General features: G+C 53.9%; 19 protein-coding genes. 10 read left to right on the forward strand and 9 right to left on the reverse strand.

Going from position 1 to position 19,501, the window contains the following annotated elements:
* Nucleotides 1–27: 27 nt before the first annotated feature.
* The 6 genes from ACYVHX_RS15440 (at nt 28) to ACYVHX_RS15465 (ending at nt 7,635) form a co-directional block, all read left to right on the forward strand.
* Nucleotides 28–513, forward strand: a complete 486-nt coding sequence (locus ACYVHX_RS15440) for a GtrA family protein (RefSeq protein WP_460672554.1) — start codon at nt 28–30, stop codon at nt 511–513.
* A 124-nt stretch (nt 514–637) separates the two neighbouring features.
* Nucleotides 638–829, forward strand: coding sequence for a hypothetical protein (locus ACYVHX_RS15445; RefSeq protein WP_460672555.1), 192 nt, complete (start codon nt 638–640; stop codon nt 827–829).
* Between the two features lie 66 nt (nt 830–895).
* A complete protein-coding gene (locus ACYVHX_RS15450) occupies nt 896–1,498 on the forward strand; it encodes a SprT-like domain-containing protein (RefSeq protein WP_460672556.1) in 603 nt (200 codons plus the stop codon).
* Complete coding sequence (gene porU / locus ACYVHX_RS15455; RefSeq protein ID WP_460672557.1) at nt 1,473–4,892, forward strand: type IX secretion system sortase PorU; 3,420 nt, start codon at nt 1,473–1,475, stop codon at nt 4,890–4,892. Before ACYVHX_RS15450 ends, porU begins: the two co-directional genes overlap by 26 nt.
* A 115-nt stretch (nt 4,893–5,007) precedes the next feature.
* Entirely contained in the window at nt 5,008–6,264 is a 1,257-nt protein-coding gene (gene porV, locus ACYVHX_RS15460) for a type IX secretion system outer membrane channel protein PorV (RefSeq protein ID WP_460672558.1), read from the forward strand.
* An 87-nt stretch (nt 6,265–6,351) separates the two neighbouring features.
* Nucleotides 6,352–7,635 (forward strand): M16 family metallopeptidase, encoded by a 1,284-nt coding sequence (locus ACYVHX_RS15465; protein WP_460672559.1) that lies wholly within the window; start codon nt 6,352–6,354, stop codon nt 7,633–7,635.
* A 78-nt stretch (nt 7,636–7,713) separates the two neighbouring features.
* Here the strand turns inward: ACYVHX_RS15465 and ahcY are convergent, their stop codons facing one another.
* From ahcY to ruvX, 5 genes are all read right to left on the reverse strand, one after another.
* Nucleotides 7,714–9,030 carry an adenosylhomocysteinase gene (gene ahcY / locus ACYVHX_RS15470; RefSeq protein ID WP_460672560.1) on the reverse strand — a complete coding sequence of 439 codons (1,317 nt, stop codon included), beginning with the start codon at nt 9,028–9,030 and terminating at the stop codon, nt 7,714–7,716.
* A gap of 167 nt (nt 9,031–9,197) precedes the next feature.
* On the reverse strand, nt 9,198–10,415 hold the full coding sequence (locus ACYVHX_RS15475) for a pyridoxal phosphate-dependent aminotransferase (protein ID WP_460672561.1): 1,218 nt from the start codon (nt 10,413–10,415) through the stop codon (nt 9,198–9,200).
* A 134-nt stretch (nt 10,416–10,549) separates the two neighbouring features.
* On the reverse strand, nt 10,550–11,320 hold the full coding sequence (locus ACYVHX_RS15480; RefSeq protein ID WP_460672562.1) for an amidohydrolase: 771 nt from the start codon (nt 11,318–11,320) through the stop codon (nt 10,550–10,552).
* 114 nt (nt 11,321–11,434) lie between these two features.
* Nucleotides 11,435–12,007: a peptide deformylase gene (def, locus tag ACYVHX_RS15485; RefSeq protein ID WP_460672563.1), complete on the reverse strand. Its 573-nt coding sequence runs from the start codon at nt 12,005–12,007 to the stop codon at nt 11,435–11,437.
* Complete coding sequence (gene ruvX / locus ACYVHX_RS15490) at nt 12,007–12,420, reverse strand: Holliday junction resolvase RuvX (RefSeq protein WP_460672564.1); 414 nt, start codon at nt 12,418–12,420, stop codon at nt 12,007–12,009. The genes def and ruvX overlap by 1 nt, the downstream gene beginning before the upstream one ends.
* A gap of 84 nt (nt 12,421–12,504) precedes the next feature.
* Between ruvX and ACYVHX_RS15495 the strand changes: the two genes are divergently transcribed.
* Nucleotides 12,505–13,008, forward strand: a complete 504-nt coding sequence (locus tag ACYVHX_RS15495) for an NUDIX domain-containing protein (protein WP_460672565.1) — start codon at nt 12,505–12,507, stop codon at nt 13,006–13,008.
* A gap of 61 nt (nt 13,009–13,069) precedes the next feature.
* On the opposite strand, the gene ACYVHX_RS15500 is transcribed toward ACYVHX_RS15495, so the two are convergent.
* The 3 genes from ACYVHX_RS15500 to ACYVHX_RS15510 all read right to left on the reverse strand — a co-directional run bounded on the left by ACYVHX_RS15500 (nt 13,070) and on the right by ACYVHX_RS15510 (nt 14,962).
* Nucleotides 13,070–13,447, reverse strand: coding sequence for a VOC family protein (locus ACYVHX_RS15500; protein ID WP_460672566.1), 378 nt, complete (start codon nt 13,445–13,447; stop codon nt 13,070–13,072).
* 11 nt (nt 13,448–13,458) lie between these two features.
* Complete coding sequence (locus ACYVHX_RS15505) at nt 13,459–13,914, reverse strand: GyrI-like domain-containing protein (RefSeq protein ID WP_460672567.1); 456 nt, start codon at nt 13,912–13,914, stop codon at nt 13,459–13,461.
* Between the two features lie 91 nt (nt 13,915–14,005).
* On the reverse strand, nt 14,006–14,962 hold the full coding sequence (locus tag ACYVHX_RS15510; RefSeq protein ID WP_460672568.1) for a helix-turn-helix transcriptional regulator: 957 nt from the start codon (nt 14,960–14,962) through the stop codon (nt 14,006–14,008).
* A 189-nt stretch (nt 14,963–15,151) separates the two neighbouring features.
* Here ACYVHX_RS15510 and ACYVHX_RS15515 point away from each other — a divergent pair, with 189 nt between their 5' ends.
* From ACYVHX_RS15515 to ACYVHX_RS15525, 3 genes are all read left to right on the forward strand, one after another.
* Nucleotides 15,152–16,285: a hypothetical protein gene (locus tag ACYVHX_RS15515; protein WP_460672569.1), complete on the forward strand. Its 1,134-nt coding sequence runs from the start codon at nt 15,152–15,154 to the stop codon at nt 16,283–16,285.
* A gap of 339 nt (nt 16,286–16,624) precedes the next feature.
* Nucleotides 16,625–16,912: an ArsR/SmtB family transcription factor gene (locus tag ACYVHX_RS15520; protein WP_460672570.1), complete on the forward strand. Its 288-nt coding sequence runs from the start codon at nt 16,625–16,627 to the stop codon at nt 16,910–16,912.
* 73 nt (nt 16,913–16,985) lie between these two features.
* A complete protein-coding gene (locus ACYVHX_RS15525; RefSeq protein WP_460672571.1) occupies nt 16,986–18,077 on the forward strand; it encodes an alkene reductase in 1,092 nt (363 codons plus the stop codon).
* 86 nt (nt 18,078–18,163) lie between these two features.
* On the opposite strand, the gene ACYVHX_RS15530 is transcribed toward ACYVHX_RS15525, so the two are convergent.
* Nucleotides 18,164–19,462: a glucuronyl esterase domain-containing protein gene (locus tag ACYVHX_RS15530; RefSeq protein WP_460672572.1), complete on the reverse strand. Its 1,299-nt coding sequence runs from the start codon at nt 19,460–19,462 to the stop codon at nt 18,164–18,166.
* Nucleotides 19,463–19,501 lie beyond the last annotated feature (39 nt).

Consider the following 19,501-nt stretch of genomic DNA (forward strand, 5'->3'; position numbering starts at 1 on the left):
TCAGACAACTAAACTTCCTGCGCCAAGGTGATTAGTGTGAATAGCAACGAATCGAAAACGAAAGATGTAAAAAGCTTTTTTACATTCTTTTTAACCGCGCTTTTGGGAGCAGCCGTCAACTTCATTTCCCAGATTATCTACCGGAGGTATTTCAATTTTGACACCAGCGTTCTGCTGGGCTACCTGACGGCGACGGTCGTTAGTTTCATGCCGACGAAAAATTACGCGTTTGCGGCCAAAGGAACCGGCAATACCGGCCGGGAACTAGTCAAGTTTCTGGCGATTGCGCTGGTGGCCTGGGGTGTGCAGGTGGGGGTGGCGGTGGCCACGCTGAACTGGGTGGCTAATCCGTATTTTCCAACGAGTTCCATATTCCTGCGGGAAAAAACATCGCACGTTGTGGGTATGGGCTTCAGTTTTCTGGCGAATTATTTTGGCCACAAACTGCTGACGTTTCGCAGCACCGGTATGTACGATAAGTTCCGGGCCCGGTCAAACCGGGAACCCGAATAATGCTATCGTGAATGTGAAATTTAAAAGCCTTTCCCATATTTTTTCTATTGAAAGCTAGGAGGTTATTGTATTATTTGATTTTATGTTAAATTTGCGGCTCAAACCTTAAACGCCCCGGAACGAAATGAAAAAAGTATTCGCACTTCTGTTCGTTGGTAGCATGCTGACTTTTGCTGCCTGCCAAAGCAAACCCAAAACAGAAGAAACGACTTCAACGGACAGCACGTCGGTTATGTCGACCGACAGCAGCACGATGGCTACTGACAGCGCAACGGCTGCTCCTGCTGACAGCGCGGCTGCTGATACCACGAAGTAATCAGACCGTCTGAAACTGACAAAAAAGCCCTATCTTTATGGTAGGGCTTTTTTGTTGACCGTGAGAATGGACGTACGGAGTATTTTTGAAGAACACCTGCCGGGAAATGCCGTTGCGTATTGTTACGATTTATGGAAAACTAACTCCTTCGTGTTTTACGTATCGCGCCCGCGCCATACGAAACTGGGCGATTTTCGCGCCGAGCCGGGCAAAGGATTTACGATTACCGTCAACAACGACCTCAACCCGTACGCCTTTCTGATCACGTACCTGCACGAAGTGGCGCACCTAATGGTGTATCAGCGCAGTCGCTGGTTCGGCCGACCCCACGGCCCGGCCTGGAAAAAAGCCTTTCGGGATGTGATGCAGCCCGTGTTGCACGAAGCGGTTTTTCCGGCGACGGTTTTGGTTCCGTTGAAAGACTACCTGAAAAATCCGGCGGCTTCGACCGGCGCGCACCCGACTTTAACGCGGGCCCTGCGGCAACTGGATGCGCAGCCCTCCGGCCAGCAGCTCCTGATCGAAATGCCGGAAGGGGAAACGTTTCGTTTTTTACAGAAAGAATACGTTCGGGGCATGAAACGGCGGACCCGCGTCGTTTGTACTGAGAAGATGACAGGTTTGAAAGTGTCGATTTGGGCGCATGTTTGGGTCGAAAAAGCGGACTAAATACAACTGGCTCCTTAGCCTGATTGTCAGCGCGTGGTGGCTGCCTGCCCAGGCGCAACCATCCGTTCTGGCCGATGGCCCGTGGCTGAAAATCGGCATCACCAAAACCGGTGTTTACAAACTGGATGCGGCTTTTCTCACGCAATCGGGTTTTGGCCTTTCGGCGCTCGACCCACGCACCCTCCGCCTGTTTGGCAACGGGGGCGCGGCCCTGCCACAGGCGAATCAGAAACCCCGCCCGCGCGACCTCACCGAAAACGCGATCTGGGTAACCGGCGAAGCCGATGGCCGTTTCGATGCGGGCGATGCCCTGTATTTCTTTGCCGAAAGCCCCCACCCGGTTTCGTATGATTCGAGCGCCCGCCGATTTACGCACCGGATCAATCCCTATTCGGATACCACCTATTATTTTTTAACCTTCGGACCAAAAACCGGCCGGCGGATTACCGCCCAGCCCCCGGTTTCGCAGCCGGGAACGGTCATCACCGAATTTGACGATTACGCCTATTACAAACCGTCCGGCGAAATGACCAACCCGGTTCGGTCGGGTCGGGAGTGGCTGGAATACCTCGGCATCGGCACCACCAAAACCGTGTCTTTCGATCTGCCCGGCCTGGTCTCCGATTCGGTGCGCGTAACGTCGGAAGTCGTGGGTCGCGCCCTGGTCAACACCCAATTCCAGTTGAAATGGGGCGCGCAGAGCATTGGAACCCAGGACATTGAAAAAGTCACCGATTACACGTACGACCGAAAAGGCCGTTTAAATCGCCAAACCTTCACGGTTTTACCTACCTCCCTGGCCAGTCCCGTCCCGCTGGCGCTGACCTACGACAAAACCGGGCAGGGCTATTTGCAATCGCTGGCGCTCCAGACCCGGCGCGAGCTTCGGCGCTACAACGATCCGTTTGTGTTCCGCTCGCTGGAATCGACCCGGCACGCGCTCGTGCAGTACGTCATCCGGCAAGCAAACACCAGCATGCAGGTCTGGGAAGTGACGAACCGGCAGACCCCGGTTTTGATGCCGGTTACCATCAATGACAAGCAGGAAGGGGTGGTTACTACCAGCGGCAAAGTTCTGCGGGAATTTCTGGTTTTTTCGCCGGAACAAGCCCAAACGCCGGTTGTTGCCCGACCCGTGACGACCCAAAACCTTCACGCCAGCGCCACGCCCGATCTGCTGATCGTTACGGCAGCGAACTGGCGGACGCAGGCCGACCGACTGGCCGATTTCCGGCGGCAAAACGACAGACTGGACGTGCTGGTGGTCAGCACGCAGGAAGTTTATAACGAGTTTGCTTCCGGCCAGCCCGACCCGACGGCCATTCGGGATTTCGCCCGGTTTTTGAATAACCAGACCGCCGGAAAATTGAAATACCTCCTGCTTTTTGGCGACGCTACCTTCGATTATAAAAACTACACCAACCTGCTGTCGCCGGCTCAACTGGCCGCCACCATTCCGACCTACGAAAGCCGGGAGTCGCTGCACCCGGTTTTGAGTTACAGTTCCGACGATTACTTTGGCTTTCTGGAAACGCCGGAAGGCGACTGGAATGAAGATTTCTCCGGCGATCATTCGCTCGATATTGGCGTGGGTCGTTTGCCCGTCAAGTCGCTTGGTGAAGCGCAGACGGTGGTGGATAAACTCGTCCGGTATGCCGCCACTTCCAGCCTGCCGGGCGACTGGCAGACCAAGATTTCGTTCGTGGCCGACGATGGTGACCGCGATTTCCCGAATATTCACCAGACCGATGCCGACAAACTGGCCCAGTTGATTGCGAAGTTGCGGCCGCCGTTTCGGACAGAAAAACTGTATCTGGACAGTTTTACGCAGGAATCGGGAGCGGGAGGCCAGCGGGCTCCGGTGATGAATCAGGCCATTACGAAAACGCTGAACGACGGTCGGCTGATTGTCAATTACACGGGTCATGGGGGCGAATCGGGCTGGGCCGAAGAGCAGATTGTTACCCTGCAGGATATTCTGGGCTGGACGAACCAGCGGCTGCCGGTTTTTGTCACGGCCACCTGCCAGTTTGGGCGATACGACGATCCGGGCCTGAATTCCGGGGCCGAAATTGCGCTGCTTAACCCACGAGGAGGCAGCATCGCGTTGTTGACAACGGCCCGCCCGGTGTATGCCAGCACGAATTACCTGCTGAACACCGCTTTTTACGAGGCTCTGGGCCAGCAAACCGCCAACGGTGCGCCCCGCCTGGGTGAACTGATTCGGCTGACTAAAAACAACAGCCTCAGCGGTAGTCTGAACCGCAATTTTACGTTGCTGGGCGACCCGTCGATGCAGCTGGCGTATCCAGCCGCAAAAACCGTGCTGACCCGCATTCAGGGGAACGCTGTCGGAGCCAAAGCCGATACACTCCGGGCGCTGGAAACCGTCCGGCTGGAAGGCGAAGTTCAGCAGGGCGGGCAGGTGCTCAGCGCGTTCAGCGGTCAGGTGAAAATTACGCTGTTCGACAAAGCCGATACCTTAACGACCAAAGGAACCGAGTACAGCCCCCCCATGCGCTACGCCGAATACCGCAACCCGCTGTATACCGGTCAGGCCCGCGTGCAGAACGGCAAATTCGTTTGTCAGTTTGTGCTGCCGAAGGATCTGGATTACCGGATCGGTCTGGGAAAGGTGTTCCTCTACGCGATTCGGACCGACAGTTTGCTGGAAGCGGCCGGGAATTACGACAATTTAGTTATCGGTAGTAGCCTGCCCAACTCCGTTGCGGATACGAAACCACCGGTCATTCAACTGTATGTTAACGATACGTCTTTCGTAGACGGCGGAACCGTATTGGGACCGTTTACTACACTGATCGCCAAACTAAATGACGAAAATGGCATCAATATTGCCCGTAACGGTATTGGTCATGAAATAACGCTCCGGCTGAACGATGATCCACCGGTTGTGGTGAACGATTATTTCACAGCGGAGCCAGATAATTACCGTCGCGGGACCGTTCAGTACGTCTGGGAAAATTTGCCGCCAGGCTCGTATACGGCTCGTTTAAAAGCGTGGGATGTTTACAATAATCCGGCGGAAACTACGTTGAAATTTGTAGTTTCCAAACAACCGCCCCTGGTCATCCGGTCGGTTGATGTAACACCCAACCCATTTCAGGAACAAGCCAACTTCCGGGTCCAGCACAACCGCCCGGGCGACGAGTTGGAAGCCACGTTAATGATTGCCGATTTGAGCGGACGCGTAGTGAACGAGCGAGTTTATCCCTGCTTTGGCTGCGATGCCTCCCTGACGGGGATAAACTGGAACGGAAGCATGGCCAGTGGAGCCGCAGTAACGCGCGGCCTGTACGTATACCGGCTTGTTTTGCGTTCCAAATCGGACGGATCAGTGGCAACGAGCATAGGCAAGTTGCTCTATGCTAGATAGTTATAAAAATATATTCCGAACTACCTTTTACATTTTGTCTTAAACATCGTACATTTGACGTTCTTACGGTGGTTACCCAACGAACGCGCTATTCGGGAGTTAATTAACCTCTTCTATGACACGTACCTTATCGTCTATTTGTTTACTCGGTTGCCTGACACTTCCTTTCTTTTCAAACGCCCAGGGTGCTGGCGGGGCTTTAACGGGGCAGGATACGGTGGCGTACCGGATTCCGCAGACGGCTGTGCCTTTCCTGAATTTTACACCCGATGCGCGGAGTGCCGGGCTGGGCGAAGCGGGTGTTGCACTGAGTCCTGACGCAAATGCCGTTTTCTGGAATCCAGCGAAGCTGGTTTTTGCCCAGAAAGACCAGGGGCTGGCGTTGTCTTATACGCCCTGGCTGCGCAGCATCGGCGTAGACGATATGTATTTTACCTACCTGTCCGGTTACAAAAAGGTTAGCAGGAACGATGTCATTGGCCTTTCCCTCTTGTATTTTGATATGGGAACGATCGATTTCACGACGATTCTGGGGCAACCCGCCGGTTCGTTCAACTCCCGGGAGTATGCCGCCACGGCTTCGTATTCCCGCCGGTTGTTTCAGAACTTCTCGATGGGCGTTAACCTGCGGTATATCAACTCCAACCTTTCCGGTAATTACTCCGTGAACGGCATGTCGCTCAAACCGGCTTCGACGGCCGCTTTCGACATCAGTGCGTTCTACCAGAACGAAGTGCGCGATGACATCACCGGCGCAGGGTTCAAATGGTCATTCGGTGGGATTATTTCCAACATCGGTGGTAAAGTGTCCTACGGTACGCTGGAGCGCTCCCCCATCCCGACCAACCTGAAGCTGGGAACCGCCCTGTCGCTGTATCCCGATAAATTCAACAAGTTCAATTTCGTGCTTGATTTGAATAAACTGATGGTACCTACTCCTCCGGTTTATAAAACTGTTAACGGAGTGGTGCAGTACAACGGCAACGCGCCCATTATCGCACAGGGAAAAAATCCGAACCGCGCGACGCTGAGCTCCATCTTTGGCTCGTTCTCCGATGCGCCCGACGGTTTTTCGGAAGAAATGAAAGAAATCAACATTGCCACCGGGATCGAATACTGGTATAACGAGCAGTTTGCCGCCCGGCTGGGTTATTACCACGAACCCCGCGTGAAAGGCGACCGGAAATTCTTTACAACCGGTTTAGGCATCCGTCTGCAACAAAAATACGGGGTTGACTTCGCGTACCTGATTCCGGTGACGCAGGGAAGTCCGCTGGCCCAAACCTTCCGGATTTCGCTGATCATCGATATCGACAAAAAAGCCCGTTCGGCCGAAACCGACGATGCAGAGGATGGCGGCAACCTGGAATAACCAGACATAAAATTTAAAATTGGCAATGGCATTTCCTCGGAAGTGCCATTGTTTTTTTAGCGCTTGAGCAGGACAATGGAGAGCACAATGGAATTGGTAAATCGAACGCAGGTACCCGAATACAAAAAAATTGAGGAAGTAAAAGTCCCGGCCGTATCAAGCCTGACGCTGGACAATGGGCAGCCACTCTACTGGATCAATGCGGGGCAGCAGCCCGTCGTCCGGCTGGAGATTGTGTTTGAAGCGGGGGCCTGGTATGAACCCCTGGCGGGGGCGTCGTCGCTGGCCCTGAAAATGCTGGCAGAAGGAACGCATTCCCACACATCGGCGCAGATCAGTGAGTATTTTGACCGGTACGGCGCTTTTCTGGAACAACACAGCGGCAGCAACCGCGCCAGCCTGATGGTTTACGGTTTGGCGAAACACTTACCGGCCATTTTGCCGATGATTCAGGAGATGCTGACGGATTCGGTGATTCCGGAGAAAGAACTGAACCACCAGAAAAACCTTACGCTCCAGAACCTGCGGGTCAATCTGGAGAAAAACAGCTTCGTGGCCGGGCGCCTGATTCGGGAAAAAGTGTTTGGCCCCACGCATCCGTACGGTCACAATCAAACGCCGGAGACGCTGGAAACCATTCAGCGCGATGTGATTGAAAGCTATTATCGGCAACGAATCCGGCAGCGGCCTTTCCGAATTGTGGCAGCGGGCCACATTACCGAGACGGAGATTGCCCTGCTTAATCAGTATTTTGGCCAGCAGGCCGTCGAGCCGGGGCCGTTGAAATCCGGTGCGGACCCGCTGGTTGTCAGTGAGCCGTCGCCGGTTTTAATCGACAAAACGGATAGTCTTCAGTCGTCGATCCGGCTGGGCCGGTTGTTGTTTACCCGCCAGCACCCGGATTATTTCCCGATGCTGGTGCTGAACGAAGTACTGGGCGGTTATTTCGGCTCCCGGCTGATGAAAAACATTCGGGAAGAGAAAGGATTCACGTACGGAATCTGGTCGAATCTGTCGATGTTCCCGAACGAAGGGTATCTGCTGATCGGAACGGACGTGAAACGCGAAAATACGCAGCAGACGCTCGACGAAACCTGGAAGGAAATCCGGCGGCTGCGCGACGAACCCGTGCCTGCCGACGAACTGGAAACCGTCCGGAACTACATGGCCGGGTCGTACGTCGGTTCGCTCAATACGCCGTTTGAAATTGCCGACCGCTACAAGGCGGTTTTGTTCGATGGTTTGCCCGCCGATTACATCAGCACCTACATTGAACGGATTCAGGCTGTTACGGCGGACCAGGTGCAGGAAATGGCCAACCGTTACTTATCCGACGGTTCACTAATCGAAGTGGTCGTCGGCGGAAAATAAAAATGAGTTAAGAGTTGGCTAACGCATTGATTCTGCGGAGCACGTAACTCTTAACTCATCACTTTTCACCCTTACTTCTTAGTAGCGATACAGTTCGGATTTGAACGGCCCTTCGACGGTTACGCCGATGTATTCGGCCTGATTCTGATCCAGTTTTTCCAGCTGCGCACCGACGTGGTCCAGGTGCAGGGCGGCTACTTTCTCGTCCAGGTGCTTCGGCAGAATGTATACTTTGTTTTCGTATTTCTCCGAATTACTCCACAGCTCGAGTTGCGCCAGCGTCTGGTTTGAGAATGAGCACGACATCACAAACGACGGGTGGCCCATTGCCACGCCCAGATTCACCAGACGGCCTTCGGCCAGAACGATGATTTCCTTGCCGTCAATTTCGTACAGATCGACCTGCGGTTTGATCTGGCTCTTGCTCGACCCGTAGTTCTGGTTCAGCCACGCCATGTCGATTTCGTTGTCGAAGTGACCGATGTTACAAACCACGGCTTTGTCTTTCATCGTCTTGAAGTGACGATCTTTGATGATGCTGATGTTACCGGTTGCGGTTACAAAGATGTTCGCGCGGGTAGCGGCTTCGTCCATCGTTACGACTTCGTAGCCATCCATAGCCGCCTGCAACGCACAGATCGGGTCAATTTCCGTCACCAGTACGCGGCAACCAGCGCCCCGCAGGGATTCCGCGGACCCTTTGCCCACATCACCATATCCGGCCACAACGGCCACTTTACCCGCCAGCATCAGGTCGGTTCCGCGACGGATGGCATCGACCAGCGACTCCCGGCAACCATATTTGTTATCAAATTTTGATTTCGTTACCGAGTCGTTGACGTTAATGGCGGGCAGGTGAAGCGTGCCATTTTTCATTCGCTCGTACAGGCGGTGAACACCGGTCGTGGTTTCTTCCGACAAGCCTTTGATGCCCGAAATCAGTTCCGGATACAGGTCGAAAACCATGTTGGTCAGGTCACCCCCATCGTCCAGAATCATGTTCAGCGGTTTTTTCTCTTCCCCGAAAAACAACGTCTGCTCGATACACCAGTTAAACTCTTCTTCGTTCATGCCCTTCCACGCGTACACCGAAATACCGGCGGCTGCGATGGCGGCTGCGGCATGGTCCTGCGTAGAGAAAATGTTACACGACGACCAGGTTACTTCGGCACCCAGTTCCACCAGCGTTTCAATCAGAACGGCGGTTTGGATCGTCATGTGCAGACAGCCGGCAATGCGGGAACCGGCCAGGGGTTTCGACGGTCCAAACTCTTTGCGGAGTGACATCAAACCCGGCATTTCGGCTTCGGCCAGACGGATTTCTTTGCGGCCCCATTCGGCCAGTGCGATGTCTTTAACTTTGTAAGGAACGTAGGTGGATGTTTCTGTAGACATAAGAAGTGTAAATTAATGCTTGAATTAAGAGAGGGATTCGGTTTTCGGTATACGGTTTTCGGTGGCTGACGCATTCATTCTTAATAGCGAATAATGAATATTGAATGGTAAACGCTGAATGAATGCGTCAGCCAACCGAAAACTGAAAACCGTATACCGAAAACCGTTTACTTTAACGTGGCTACGGCGTCTTTGATGCGCTGAACAGCCTCGGCCAGCGCTTCATCCGAAGCGGCCGTTGAAATCCGTAAGCCGTAAGGAGCTCCGAAACCGGAACCGGCCACTGTGGCCACAAACGCCTTGTTCAGCAGCCAGAGCGCAAAATCATCGGAGTTATTGATGGTTATCTCTCCGTCCGACTTGCCGTAGTAATAACTGATATCGGGGAAGGCATAAAAAGCGCCTTCCGGCACGTTCACCTTAAAACCGGGTATTTCTTTCAGCAATTTCACCACCAGATCCCGGCGACGCTCATACGCCTGGGCCATTTCCACCGTCGGTTCCGTGGGGCCGTTCAGGGCCGCAATCGTAGCCCGCTGGGCAATGGAGTTGGTGCCGGAGGTTACCTGACCCTGCAATTTCTCAACGCCATCGGCAATCCATTTGGCGGCTCCGATGTAACCAATCCGCCAGCCAGTCATCGCAAAACCTTTCGCAACGCCGTTAACAGTAACAACCCGGTCTTTAATTTCCGGAATGGAACCGATGCTGAAGTGGCCTTTATCCGTAAAATTGATGTGTTCGTAAATTTCGTCGGCCAGTACGAAAAGGTTTTCGTGCCGGGCAATCACCTCACCGATGGCGCGCAGTTCGTCTTCGCTGTACACCGAGCCCGTCGGGTTATTCGGCGACGCATACATCACGACTTTGGTCCGATCGGTAATGGCTTCTTCCAGTTGGTCAGCCGTCACTTTGAAGTCGTTGTCAAACGCGCCGTCGAGGACGACGGACTTGCCTTCCGCCAGTTTCACCATTTCGGAATAACTCACCCAGTACGGCGCCAGAATAATCACTTCGTCGCCGGGGTTCACCAGCACCTGAATCACGTTGGCCAGCGAGTGTTTGGCACCCGTTGACACCACGATGTTTTCCGGTTTCCAGTCGATGTTATTTTCCCGTTTAAACTTATCTGCAATGGCTTTCCGCAGATCAGGATAACCCGCTACGGGCGAATAGCCGTGGTAGCCTTCGTCGATGGCTTGTTTGGCAGCTTCGCAAATGTGTTTCGGCGTTTTGAAATCAGGCTCGCCAACGCTGAGACTGATCACTTTGTGGCCCTGAGCGGCCAGTTCGCGGGCTTTTTTGGTCATCGCCAGTGTCGACGATTCCTCCAGCGCGATGATGCGGTCTGCCAGTAAACTGGCAGTTTCTACCGATGCAGACATGAGATATGATGTGATTAATTCAATAACCGGGCTTTTTTATCCCGACCACAAAATTACTAACTATCTAATGATAAGTGCGTATAATTTAAATATTTATACCAACGGCAGGCAAAATGAGCAGAATAGGACGGTTTTTAGCCAAGAATTTGAAAAGCGTCCGCATCCCGATCGGCGGGAAACCGCTGCCGATACGCCTTCAGATCGTCCAGCGATAACGTAGTCTGGTAAACCGTCTCCGCCTGACTCTGGCGAAAAAGAAGCTCCCCCTTCGGGTCAATCAGGGACGAATCGCCCGCGTATAAGTGCCCGTTGCCGTCTTCGCCCACGCGGTTGACACCGGCCACGTAAGCCAGGTTTTCGATGGCGCGGGCCTGCAACAGCGCCTTCCAGGCCGTGCTCCGGGGCGCGGGCCAGTTGGCCACGTAGAGCAACAGATCATACGCCAAACCGGCGTTTCGGCTCCAGACCGGAAACCGTAAATCGTAGCAGATCAGCGGACAGATATTCCAGCCCCGCCAGGCTTTTACCAACCGTTTTGCGCCGGCGGTGTACGTCCGGTCCTCTTCCGCCATCCGGAACAGATGCCGTTTGTCGTACTGCTCGAACGAACCATCGGGTTCCATCCAGATCAGGCGGTTGTAGAACTGGCCTTTTTCCTGCACAATGTAACTGCCCGTCACGGCCGCATCTGTTTGGGCCGCCATCTGCTTCAGCCAGCGGAAGGTGGTCAGGTTCATCGGTTCGGCCAGCGTCTGGGCGTTCATCGTAAAACCGGTCGTAAACATTTCCGGCAGCACAATAAGGTCGGTTTTTTCCGGCAGGGCGAAGATTTTTTCTTCCAGCATCGCCCGGTTTGCCGTCGGATTTTCCCAGTGAAGCGGGGTCTGAATGAGCGTAAGGTGCATGGAGAGGAGAAAGGAGGGACAGGAGAAAGGGAGGAAAGGAAGGAATCAGGAAAGAAATACCTGGCGAATAGGCCAACTCCTTTCATCCCTTTCTCCCCTCCGTCCTTTCCTCCTCTACTTTGGAAATTTCATTTTATAATCCGCCTTCACGTTTCCCCTGGTGATGTCGGACAGTTTTTTTTTGATTAACTGGCGTTTCAGCGGGGGCAGGTAATCGGTGAAGAGCTTGCCTTCCAGGTGGTCGTATTCGTGTTGGATGATGCGGGCGGCCATGCCGTCGTATTCTTCAACGTGCTCGTTCCAGTCGGTATCGAAATACTGAATTTTAACGATTTCGGGCCGGAACACTTCGCCCCGGATTTGCGGAATACTCAGACAGCCTTCTTCAAAGCCCCACTCCTCGCCGTCCTCTTCCAGAATTTCGGGATTGATGAATACCTTTTTGAAACCGTCCAGACTCGGATCTTTTTCGTCTTCCGGCTCATCTTCATTCAGCGCCGTGCCGTCCACTACAAACATCCGAATGCTTTTGCCGACCTGCGGAGCCGCCAGCCCGATGCCCGATGCGTTGTACATCGTTTCGAAGAGGTCGTCACTGAATTTTTTTACATCGATGCTGCCTTTTTCGATGTCCTGCGCCCGTTTCCGCAAAACGGAGTCGCCATACGCTACTATTGGGTATACCATTACCGTCTGGATTCCATAAAGGATTGTAAAATAATCACTGCACTTACTTTGTCGATGTTGCCTTTTTCGCGCCGGTCCTTCTTTTTGGTACCGCCCGCAATCATGGCCTGCAAGGCCATCGAGGACGTAAACCGCTCGTCGTGCCAGTGCACCGGAATGTCCGGAAAAACCGCCTTTAGTTTTTCAACAAACCCCCGCACCCGGGGCGTGTTGTCGGTGTCGGTTCCGTCCAGGCGCCTGGGCAGGCCCACCACAAATGCTTCGACGGACTCGCCCGCAACATACCGTTTCAGGTAGTCCAACAACTGGTACGTCGGAACGGTTTCCAGGGCCGTCGCAATCAGTTGCAAGGGGTCCGTAACGGCCAAACCGGTGCGTTTGGTTCCGTGGTCGAGGGCCAGCAATCTCGGCAAAGTAACTTTTGTTAAATGAGTTGCAAATATACGGAAATCCAAACGGGGCTGTTTATCTTCACCACAATATCCTTGTCCGACGCTATGCCGAAGATGAATTTTTGCCCCCAATGTGGCCATCCGCTGGTTTCCGGTTTTGCGGGTGGGCGCCAACGGCGCGTTTGCTCGGCCGCCTGCGGTTACATTTTCTGGAACAACCCGCTGCCGGTGGTGGGGGCCATTGTCGAGTACGATAACGATACCGTGATCCTGATTCAAAACCGGGGCTGGCCCGCCGACTGGTTCGGTCTGGTGACCGGTTTTCTGGAAGCGGGCGAGGAGCCGGATCAGGCGGTTTTGCGGGAAATTAAAGAAGAAACGGGCCTGGATGCGGAAATCGTGGAGCGGCTCGGCGTGTATACCTTCTACAAACGCAACGAAGTGATTATGGCCTACCACGTCCGCGCCCGGGGTACCATTCAGATTGACGAAGAAGAACTTCAGGCGTACAAACTCGTGCCCATCAACGAACTGAAACCGTGGCCGTTCGGAACGGGTTTGGCAGTGAAGGATTATCTTGAACTTAGAGTACGCCGATTAAAGGATTAACTACGATTTATTTTATATCTCAGTTAATCCTTTAATCGGCGTACTCTAGGTTCAAGACACTTCAAGCCGGTGGTGTAAACGTCACCACATCAACTCCGATCCCGTTCGGATCGACGATGGCGAAATGGCGGTCGCCCCAGGGTTCGTCGCGGATCTCGATTTCAAACGGCACATTCAGGGCTTTGATGCGCTCGTATTCAGCGTCAACATCATCGACTTCAATGGTCAGGTAGACGCCCGCGCCCGCAAACGGTTTTTGAAAAATGGGCTGTTGCGAGGGATGATCGGGCAGCAGAAAACTCAACTCGGCCTGTTGATTGGGCGTGTGCAGCACCACGTAATGAGCATTTTCGAACGTGATGCCAAAGTTCAGAACCGTCTGGTAAAACGATTTGGTCTCGGCCAGCTTGTCGGTAACAATGCCTGCGTTTAGTTTCATGGCGTGTGGTTTTATAGGATTTGACGATAAATTTGGGTTACATTGTTGGCCGGATTTTCAAAATCCACGTTGACGTAGGCTTCCCGGCTTAGCGAACCGATCGGATAACCGCCCTGCACCAGACCGTTCATAAACGGCCCGTAGGTGGTCATCAGCTGATCCCAACCGCCGTCGTGTTCGGTATAGGCGCATTGCCAGCCCTCCAGTTTTTTGAAAGCCAGCCCGTCGGCCGGTTCACCCTGAAACTGCTGAACGGGCAGGACAATGTCCAGCCCAAACACGGTTTCCGGATTCCCGTCCACGCCGTCGTATTGCCAGACAATCGGTCCGGTAATTTCGAGATCCAACCGAATGGCTTCCCGGTATAATTGCCGGGCGATTGTCCGCACAAAATGATTTAATTCCGGCAGGGTGGTGCGGGTCGAAAACGCGAGCGTGGTCAGCGGTTTGGCTTCTTTGATTTGCATAACAAAACGGTGTTTGGTCGAATGTTGCCCCAAAGTAAACGCCCGCTTGTGACAACGGTGTGTCAGTAGTCTTGAACCCGGATTCCGCAGATTAATCCGGGTTCAGAACAAGATAATGCGCCTGCACTTCCAGCGCCAGCGTCCGCATGGTTTCCTTGAGCGATTCCGGTTTTTCGACCCGAACCTGATTGCCAAACATCAGCAGCCACCGCCCCACTCCCTGCGGATACTGCGTCATAAATTTCATCTGAATCCCGCCCTCCACCGGTTCTTCCGACACATAGCCATAGCTGTATTTTGTTTCCTGAAGGTGCCGCACCACATTTTTCGTAAAGAAAATAATCACTTCTTCCAGGTTCTGATTCTGCTGAATTTGCGCGAGGTAAGCCGGTAAAGAAAGCAGGTTCTGACTGGAATAGGTATGTCCGGTATGATCCAGTTTCCGGATGCGGTCGACGCGAAAATCGCGGTAATCCTGCCGCAGGCGGCAAAACGCGATGAGGTGCCAGCCCGAACCGTAATGATACAAGCCCACCGGTTCGACCAGCCGGACGGTCGTTTCGTCGTTGTACGCCGAGCGGTAATCCAGCTGCACCACCTGCCGCATGCCGATCGCGCGCTGAATATCCGCCAGCAGCATATCCGAAAACGGGGGTGTTGTCGGTCGTTTCTCGACGTGAACACGCGGCTCCAGATCCTCCAGGTGTTCCTGATCGGCCCGTTTCAGCACCGATTTGATTTTGTACAGGGCCGACTCAAATTCCGCCCGAATCGACGCATCCGCAAACTTCTCAATCACCTTCGCTCCAAACAGCAACGCCGTCGCTTCTTCGCGCGTCAGCATCACCGGCGGCAGGTGGTAATCTTCCAGAAAATACCCGATTCCGGCTTCGGCCCCGATTGGCACCCCCGCTTCTTCCAGCGACCGGATGTCGCGGTAAATCGTCCGCAAGCTGGTGCCGAACCGTTTGGCCAGCTCCTGCGCTTTCACGACGCGCTTGGTTTGGAGATGAATTAGAATGGCGGTTAGCCGGTCGATGCGGTTCATGCAGGGGGCGGTTTTTTACAAAGGTAATCGAGCAACGGATTCCGGAAGGGTGCGGGCGGTTTACATTTTTTTTAAAACCGAATAGGGGTGTCATCCGATACGGCGGTCATACCGGCAGATTCGGGGAAGTCCCGTTTCGTCAACGCTGATCCGATCCAACAGTAAACACACTTAATGCTAATGAACCCCATGAAAAAGTTACTTCTATTTACGGCTATCCTTTTTTGGTCCTCTTCCTCTGCTTTTTCGCAGGATACGGATTCACTGCGTTCCCACCTGAACGAATCCCGGCAGGGGCGGTATGTCAAACGCCCCGCCCAGATTGGCATCATTCCGCCCCTGAGTACCAACGGAATGGGCAACGCGATTGTCAGCAACCGGTTTTCGCTGAATGTCTTCGGCGGCTATGCCGCTGCTCTCGACGGGGTGGAGTTTAGCGGCTGGTTCAGTCTGGAAAAAGACTACGCAAAAGGAGCGCAGTTTTCGGGCATTTTAAACGGCGTCCGAAATGAGGTCGATGGCGTCCAGTTTGCCGGAATCACCAACATCGTGGGCGGCCCGCTGTACGGCGCCCAGTTTGGCGGCATTACCAATGTCGTCGGAAAAACCGTTAAAGGCGCTCAGCTGGCGGGCATTACCAACATTGCCGGGGGTCAAGTGAAAGGCGCTCAGGTTGCCGGTATTGCCAACGTGGCCGAGTCGGTGGAAGGGGTGCAGATTGCGGGCATTGCCAACGTGGCCAAACGGGTAAAAGGCACCCAGATCGGTTTGATCAACATTGCCGAAAACGTTGAAGGCGCTCAGATCGGGCTCATTAGTCTCTCCAAAAATGGTTACCACCGGGTTGAAGTCTGGGCGGGTGATGCGCTGCACGCCAACATCGGTTACAAAATGGGCGGTAACCGCAAGTTTTACAACATCTTCGCAGCCGGAGCCGCCTGGCCCAAAGGCAACAACGTTCGGTGGGATAACCTCCGCTGGGGCTATGGCTACGGAATCGGCGCCAACCAGTACATCGGCAAACGCAACCAGATCAGCATCGAAGCCATTGCCTACCAGATTCAGGAAGAAGGCAATTACTGGGACGAACTCAATATGCTGAATCAGGCCCGGGTGAGTTTCATTTTTCCGCTGCACAACCGCCTGGCTCTGACCGTGACGCCGACCTTCAACGTGCAGGTGACCGAGTTTGAAACCGGCGAAGGCGTTGGCACCGAATGGGTGAAGTGGAGCGTGTACGACAAGACCTTCGCCCGCCGGTGGGACGACGAGCAGGTGCGCGTCCGGATGTGGCCGGGTCTCAACATCGGCATTCAGTTTTAATCGATACTGTTGTAGCAAACCAGCCCGCTCGCAGGGCAAAACCGGATCGGTTGAGAGGCTTACCTTTCAACCGATTTTTATTTTATTCCGGTCTATACGGTTTTTGCGGCTTCACGACCAACGGTTATACCTGACCCTGGCCTTCACAAAAAACCGGCAGCCCGCCCGGGGCCGCCGGATCAGCTGCGTAAGATTTTGACGCTCTGCTAACTACCGCAAAAGTTCCGGCCTGATTTTGTAGAATATGTAAAGAAAGTTATCCAATTTTGCAGGATTATGAACGTACACATCCGGCGCGATGTAGTAGAGGTAAAGCATCAATTTTGATGACACCAGATCATGGATTCACATCAAATTACCAGTTGTAAATTTGTTGAAAAGGCTTTTGGGGCCATTGCCGACAAATACCGCTTGCAAATTTTGCTGGCCCTTTCTGAAAAAGGCACTTTGAATAATTCTGATATTCAGGAAATGACCGGACTGTCACAGCCCTGCGTTTCCCACCACGTGAAGATGCTGATCGACAGCGACTTGGTGAATTCCCAGAAAGAAGGCCGGAACCAAAACCTGAGTTTAAATAAAGAAGGATTAAAAGATTTGTCGGGCTTCCTGAGTAAACTGACCTAAAATTTTTTTATTAACACATCCAAACTTTTAAATGTATGGATGTGTTATCTCGCCGAACCAAGACGAAAAAACAATGAGTACGTTACTATTTTCACCGGCCCAACTCGGCTCTATACTCCTCACCAACCGCATTGCCATGGCGCCCATGACGCGCAGCCGGGCTTTCAACAACCTTCCGAACGACCTGATTGCTCTTTATTACGGCCAGCGTGCGTCGGCAGGATTGATCATCACCGAAGGGGTGGCGCCTTCGCCCAACGGGCTGGGCTACAGCCGAATTCCCGGCCTGTTCAGTGCCGAGCAGGTTGCCGCCTGGAAACCGGTTACGCAGGCCGTCCACGAAAAAGGCGGACACATTTTTGCGCAACTGATGCACACGGGTCGCATTGGTCACTCGCTGAATTTACCGGCCGGTGCGGAAGTACTGGCGCCCTCGGCCATTCCGGCCAAAGGTCCGATCTGGACCGATCAGGAAGGTTTGCAGGACAATGCAACACCCCGCGAATTGAGCCGGGTGGAGGTAAAACAGGCCATTCAGGAGTTTGTGCAAGCCGCCAGAAATGCCGTGGAAGCCGGTTTTGACGGGATTGAATTTCACGGCGCAAACGGGTATCTGATCGAACAATTTATTAATCCGAATAGTAACCAGCGCACCGACGAATACGGCGGCAGCGTTGAAAACCGGATCCGGTTTGTGCTGGAAGCCGTAGAACAGACGGTCCAGGCGATTGGCAAAGAACGTGTGGGCATCCGGCTTTCGCCCTACAATGTCTACAACGATATGGGGGGATATCCGGAAGTTACGGAAACCTACACCTACCTGGCCGAAAAACTGAACGAACTCGGGATCGTCTACCTTCACCTGGTCGATACGGCGGGTCTGAACGGGGCCGAAACCACCCGGCCGCTGCTTAAAACCATTCGCGGGAAATTCAGCAATACGCTGATTTTGAACAACCAGTACAACGCAGAACGGGCCGAAACCGACCTGCAAAGTGGCCTTGCCGACCTGATTGCTTTTGGCGCTCCGTTCATTGCCAACCCGGATCTGGTCGAGCGACTGAGCAGCGGTGCCGAACTGGCCCAATCGGACCCTGCCACCCATTTCGCCGGCGGAGAAAAAGGCTTCGTCGATTATCCGGTTCTGGTTGAAACGGAAGTGTAAGGACTGAAAAGAAGGAAAGGCGGAGGGGAAGACAGGAGGAAGGGAGAAGAATCACTTTCCAACCGGTCTTCCCCTCCGCCTTTCCTCTATTTTTTCTTTCCTTTAAAAACGGTATCCGCAAAAGCGATGAATTGCTCCCAGTCATAACGTTTCACGTCGTGTTCGCCCGCCCGAATGTGGTAGCGAACCGTCTCGCCAACCGGCGTATGGATGGGTGGCCAGGCATCGGTGCCAATGCCGGTTTTACCGTATAGTTGATAAACCGGATCGGTCTGCCGGGCGCTCAGAAACTCTCCTCTGGGGTCAGCCCAGTGGTCGTCCTGCGCGCTGGCGACGTAAAGCGGCCGGGGCGCCACCAGGGCCAGCAGTTCGTGCTGATCGACGGGAAGCGCATTGGGGCGGTTGTTATACGTTCGGTATTTTGGGCAAAACCAATAAGGAAAGGTGGTGTTCAGCCGCTCGATGGTTTCGCCAAATATCCGCCGTGATAATGCCGCTCCTCCTTCGCCCGAATCGTTCGAAATAACGGCGGCAAACCGCTGATCCTGCGCTCCGGCCCACAAAGCGGCTTTTCCCTGGCGGGAATGGCCCATCACCACGGCTCTTTTAGCGTCCACCAGTTGGTCCGTTTCCAGGTAATCCAGCATCCGGCTCATGCCCCACGCCCAGACGCCGATGGCCTGCCAATGGTCGCTTTTGCCCGAAGTTGGCGGGTCCAGCACCGAACGGATACCGGTTTTCCAGCCTTCCGGATGATCGGGTTCCAGGTCGCCGTAGTAGGCCGTCGCCACACTATACCCTTTTGAAAGGATCAACTCAAGGGGCCAGCGGTTTTGCTGCACACCCCGCGCGCCTTCCGTGGCGCGGTTGTTCACTACTTTTCCATCGGTTCGATTGGGAAGCCAGCGCGTAGAAAGCGTAATGCCGGGGTCGGTGCTGATGCTGTGATTTCCCATGTAATTGAGGCCCACAAAAACCGGGGGGCGCTGGGTTCCGGGGCGGTTTTTGGGCACATAAAGCAGAATATTCAGCGGAGCCAGATCCGGGTATTCGGTCCAGATGACCGCAACTTCCTTGCGGATGGCCGTTCCGCTCAGTGCCGACGAATCCACCGATTTTACTTCGTAGCGGGTCGCCAGCCGCCGTTGCGGTGTCAGGCCGTAAATTTCAGTGGCAAACCGTTTCAGCAGTTCCGGCCGTCGCTCTTTTTCCCACTGACGAGCGGTTGTCACGCGGATCTTAGCGGGCGTCACAAGTGGGTCCGGCAAGGTGTAAGGAGACACCTTGCTTTCATCGTAATTAAAACCGGGTGGTTGCGCGTGAAGAGCGAGTGAACAGCAAAGGATTCCTGAAAGAAGAAGGACTTTGGGGGCGTAGGTCTGCATGGCGTTCAAAACCGGATTAGTAAATCCGCTACCCCATAA

This window comes from Larkinella ripae, from assembly GCF_054780775.1.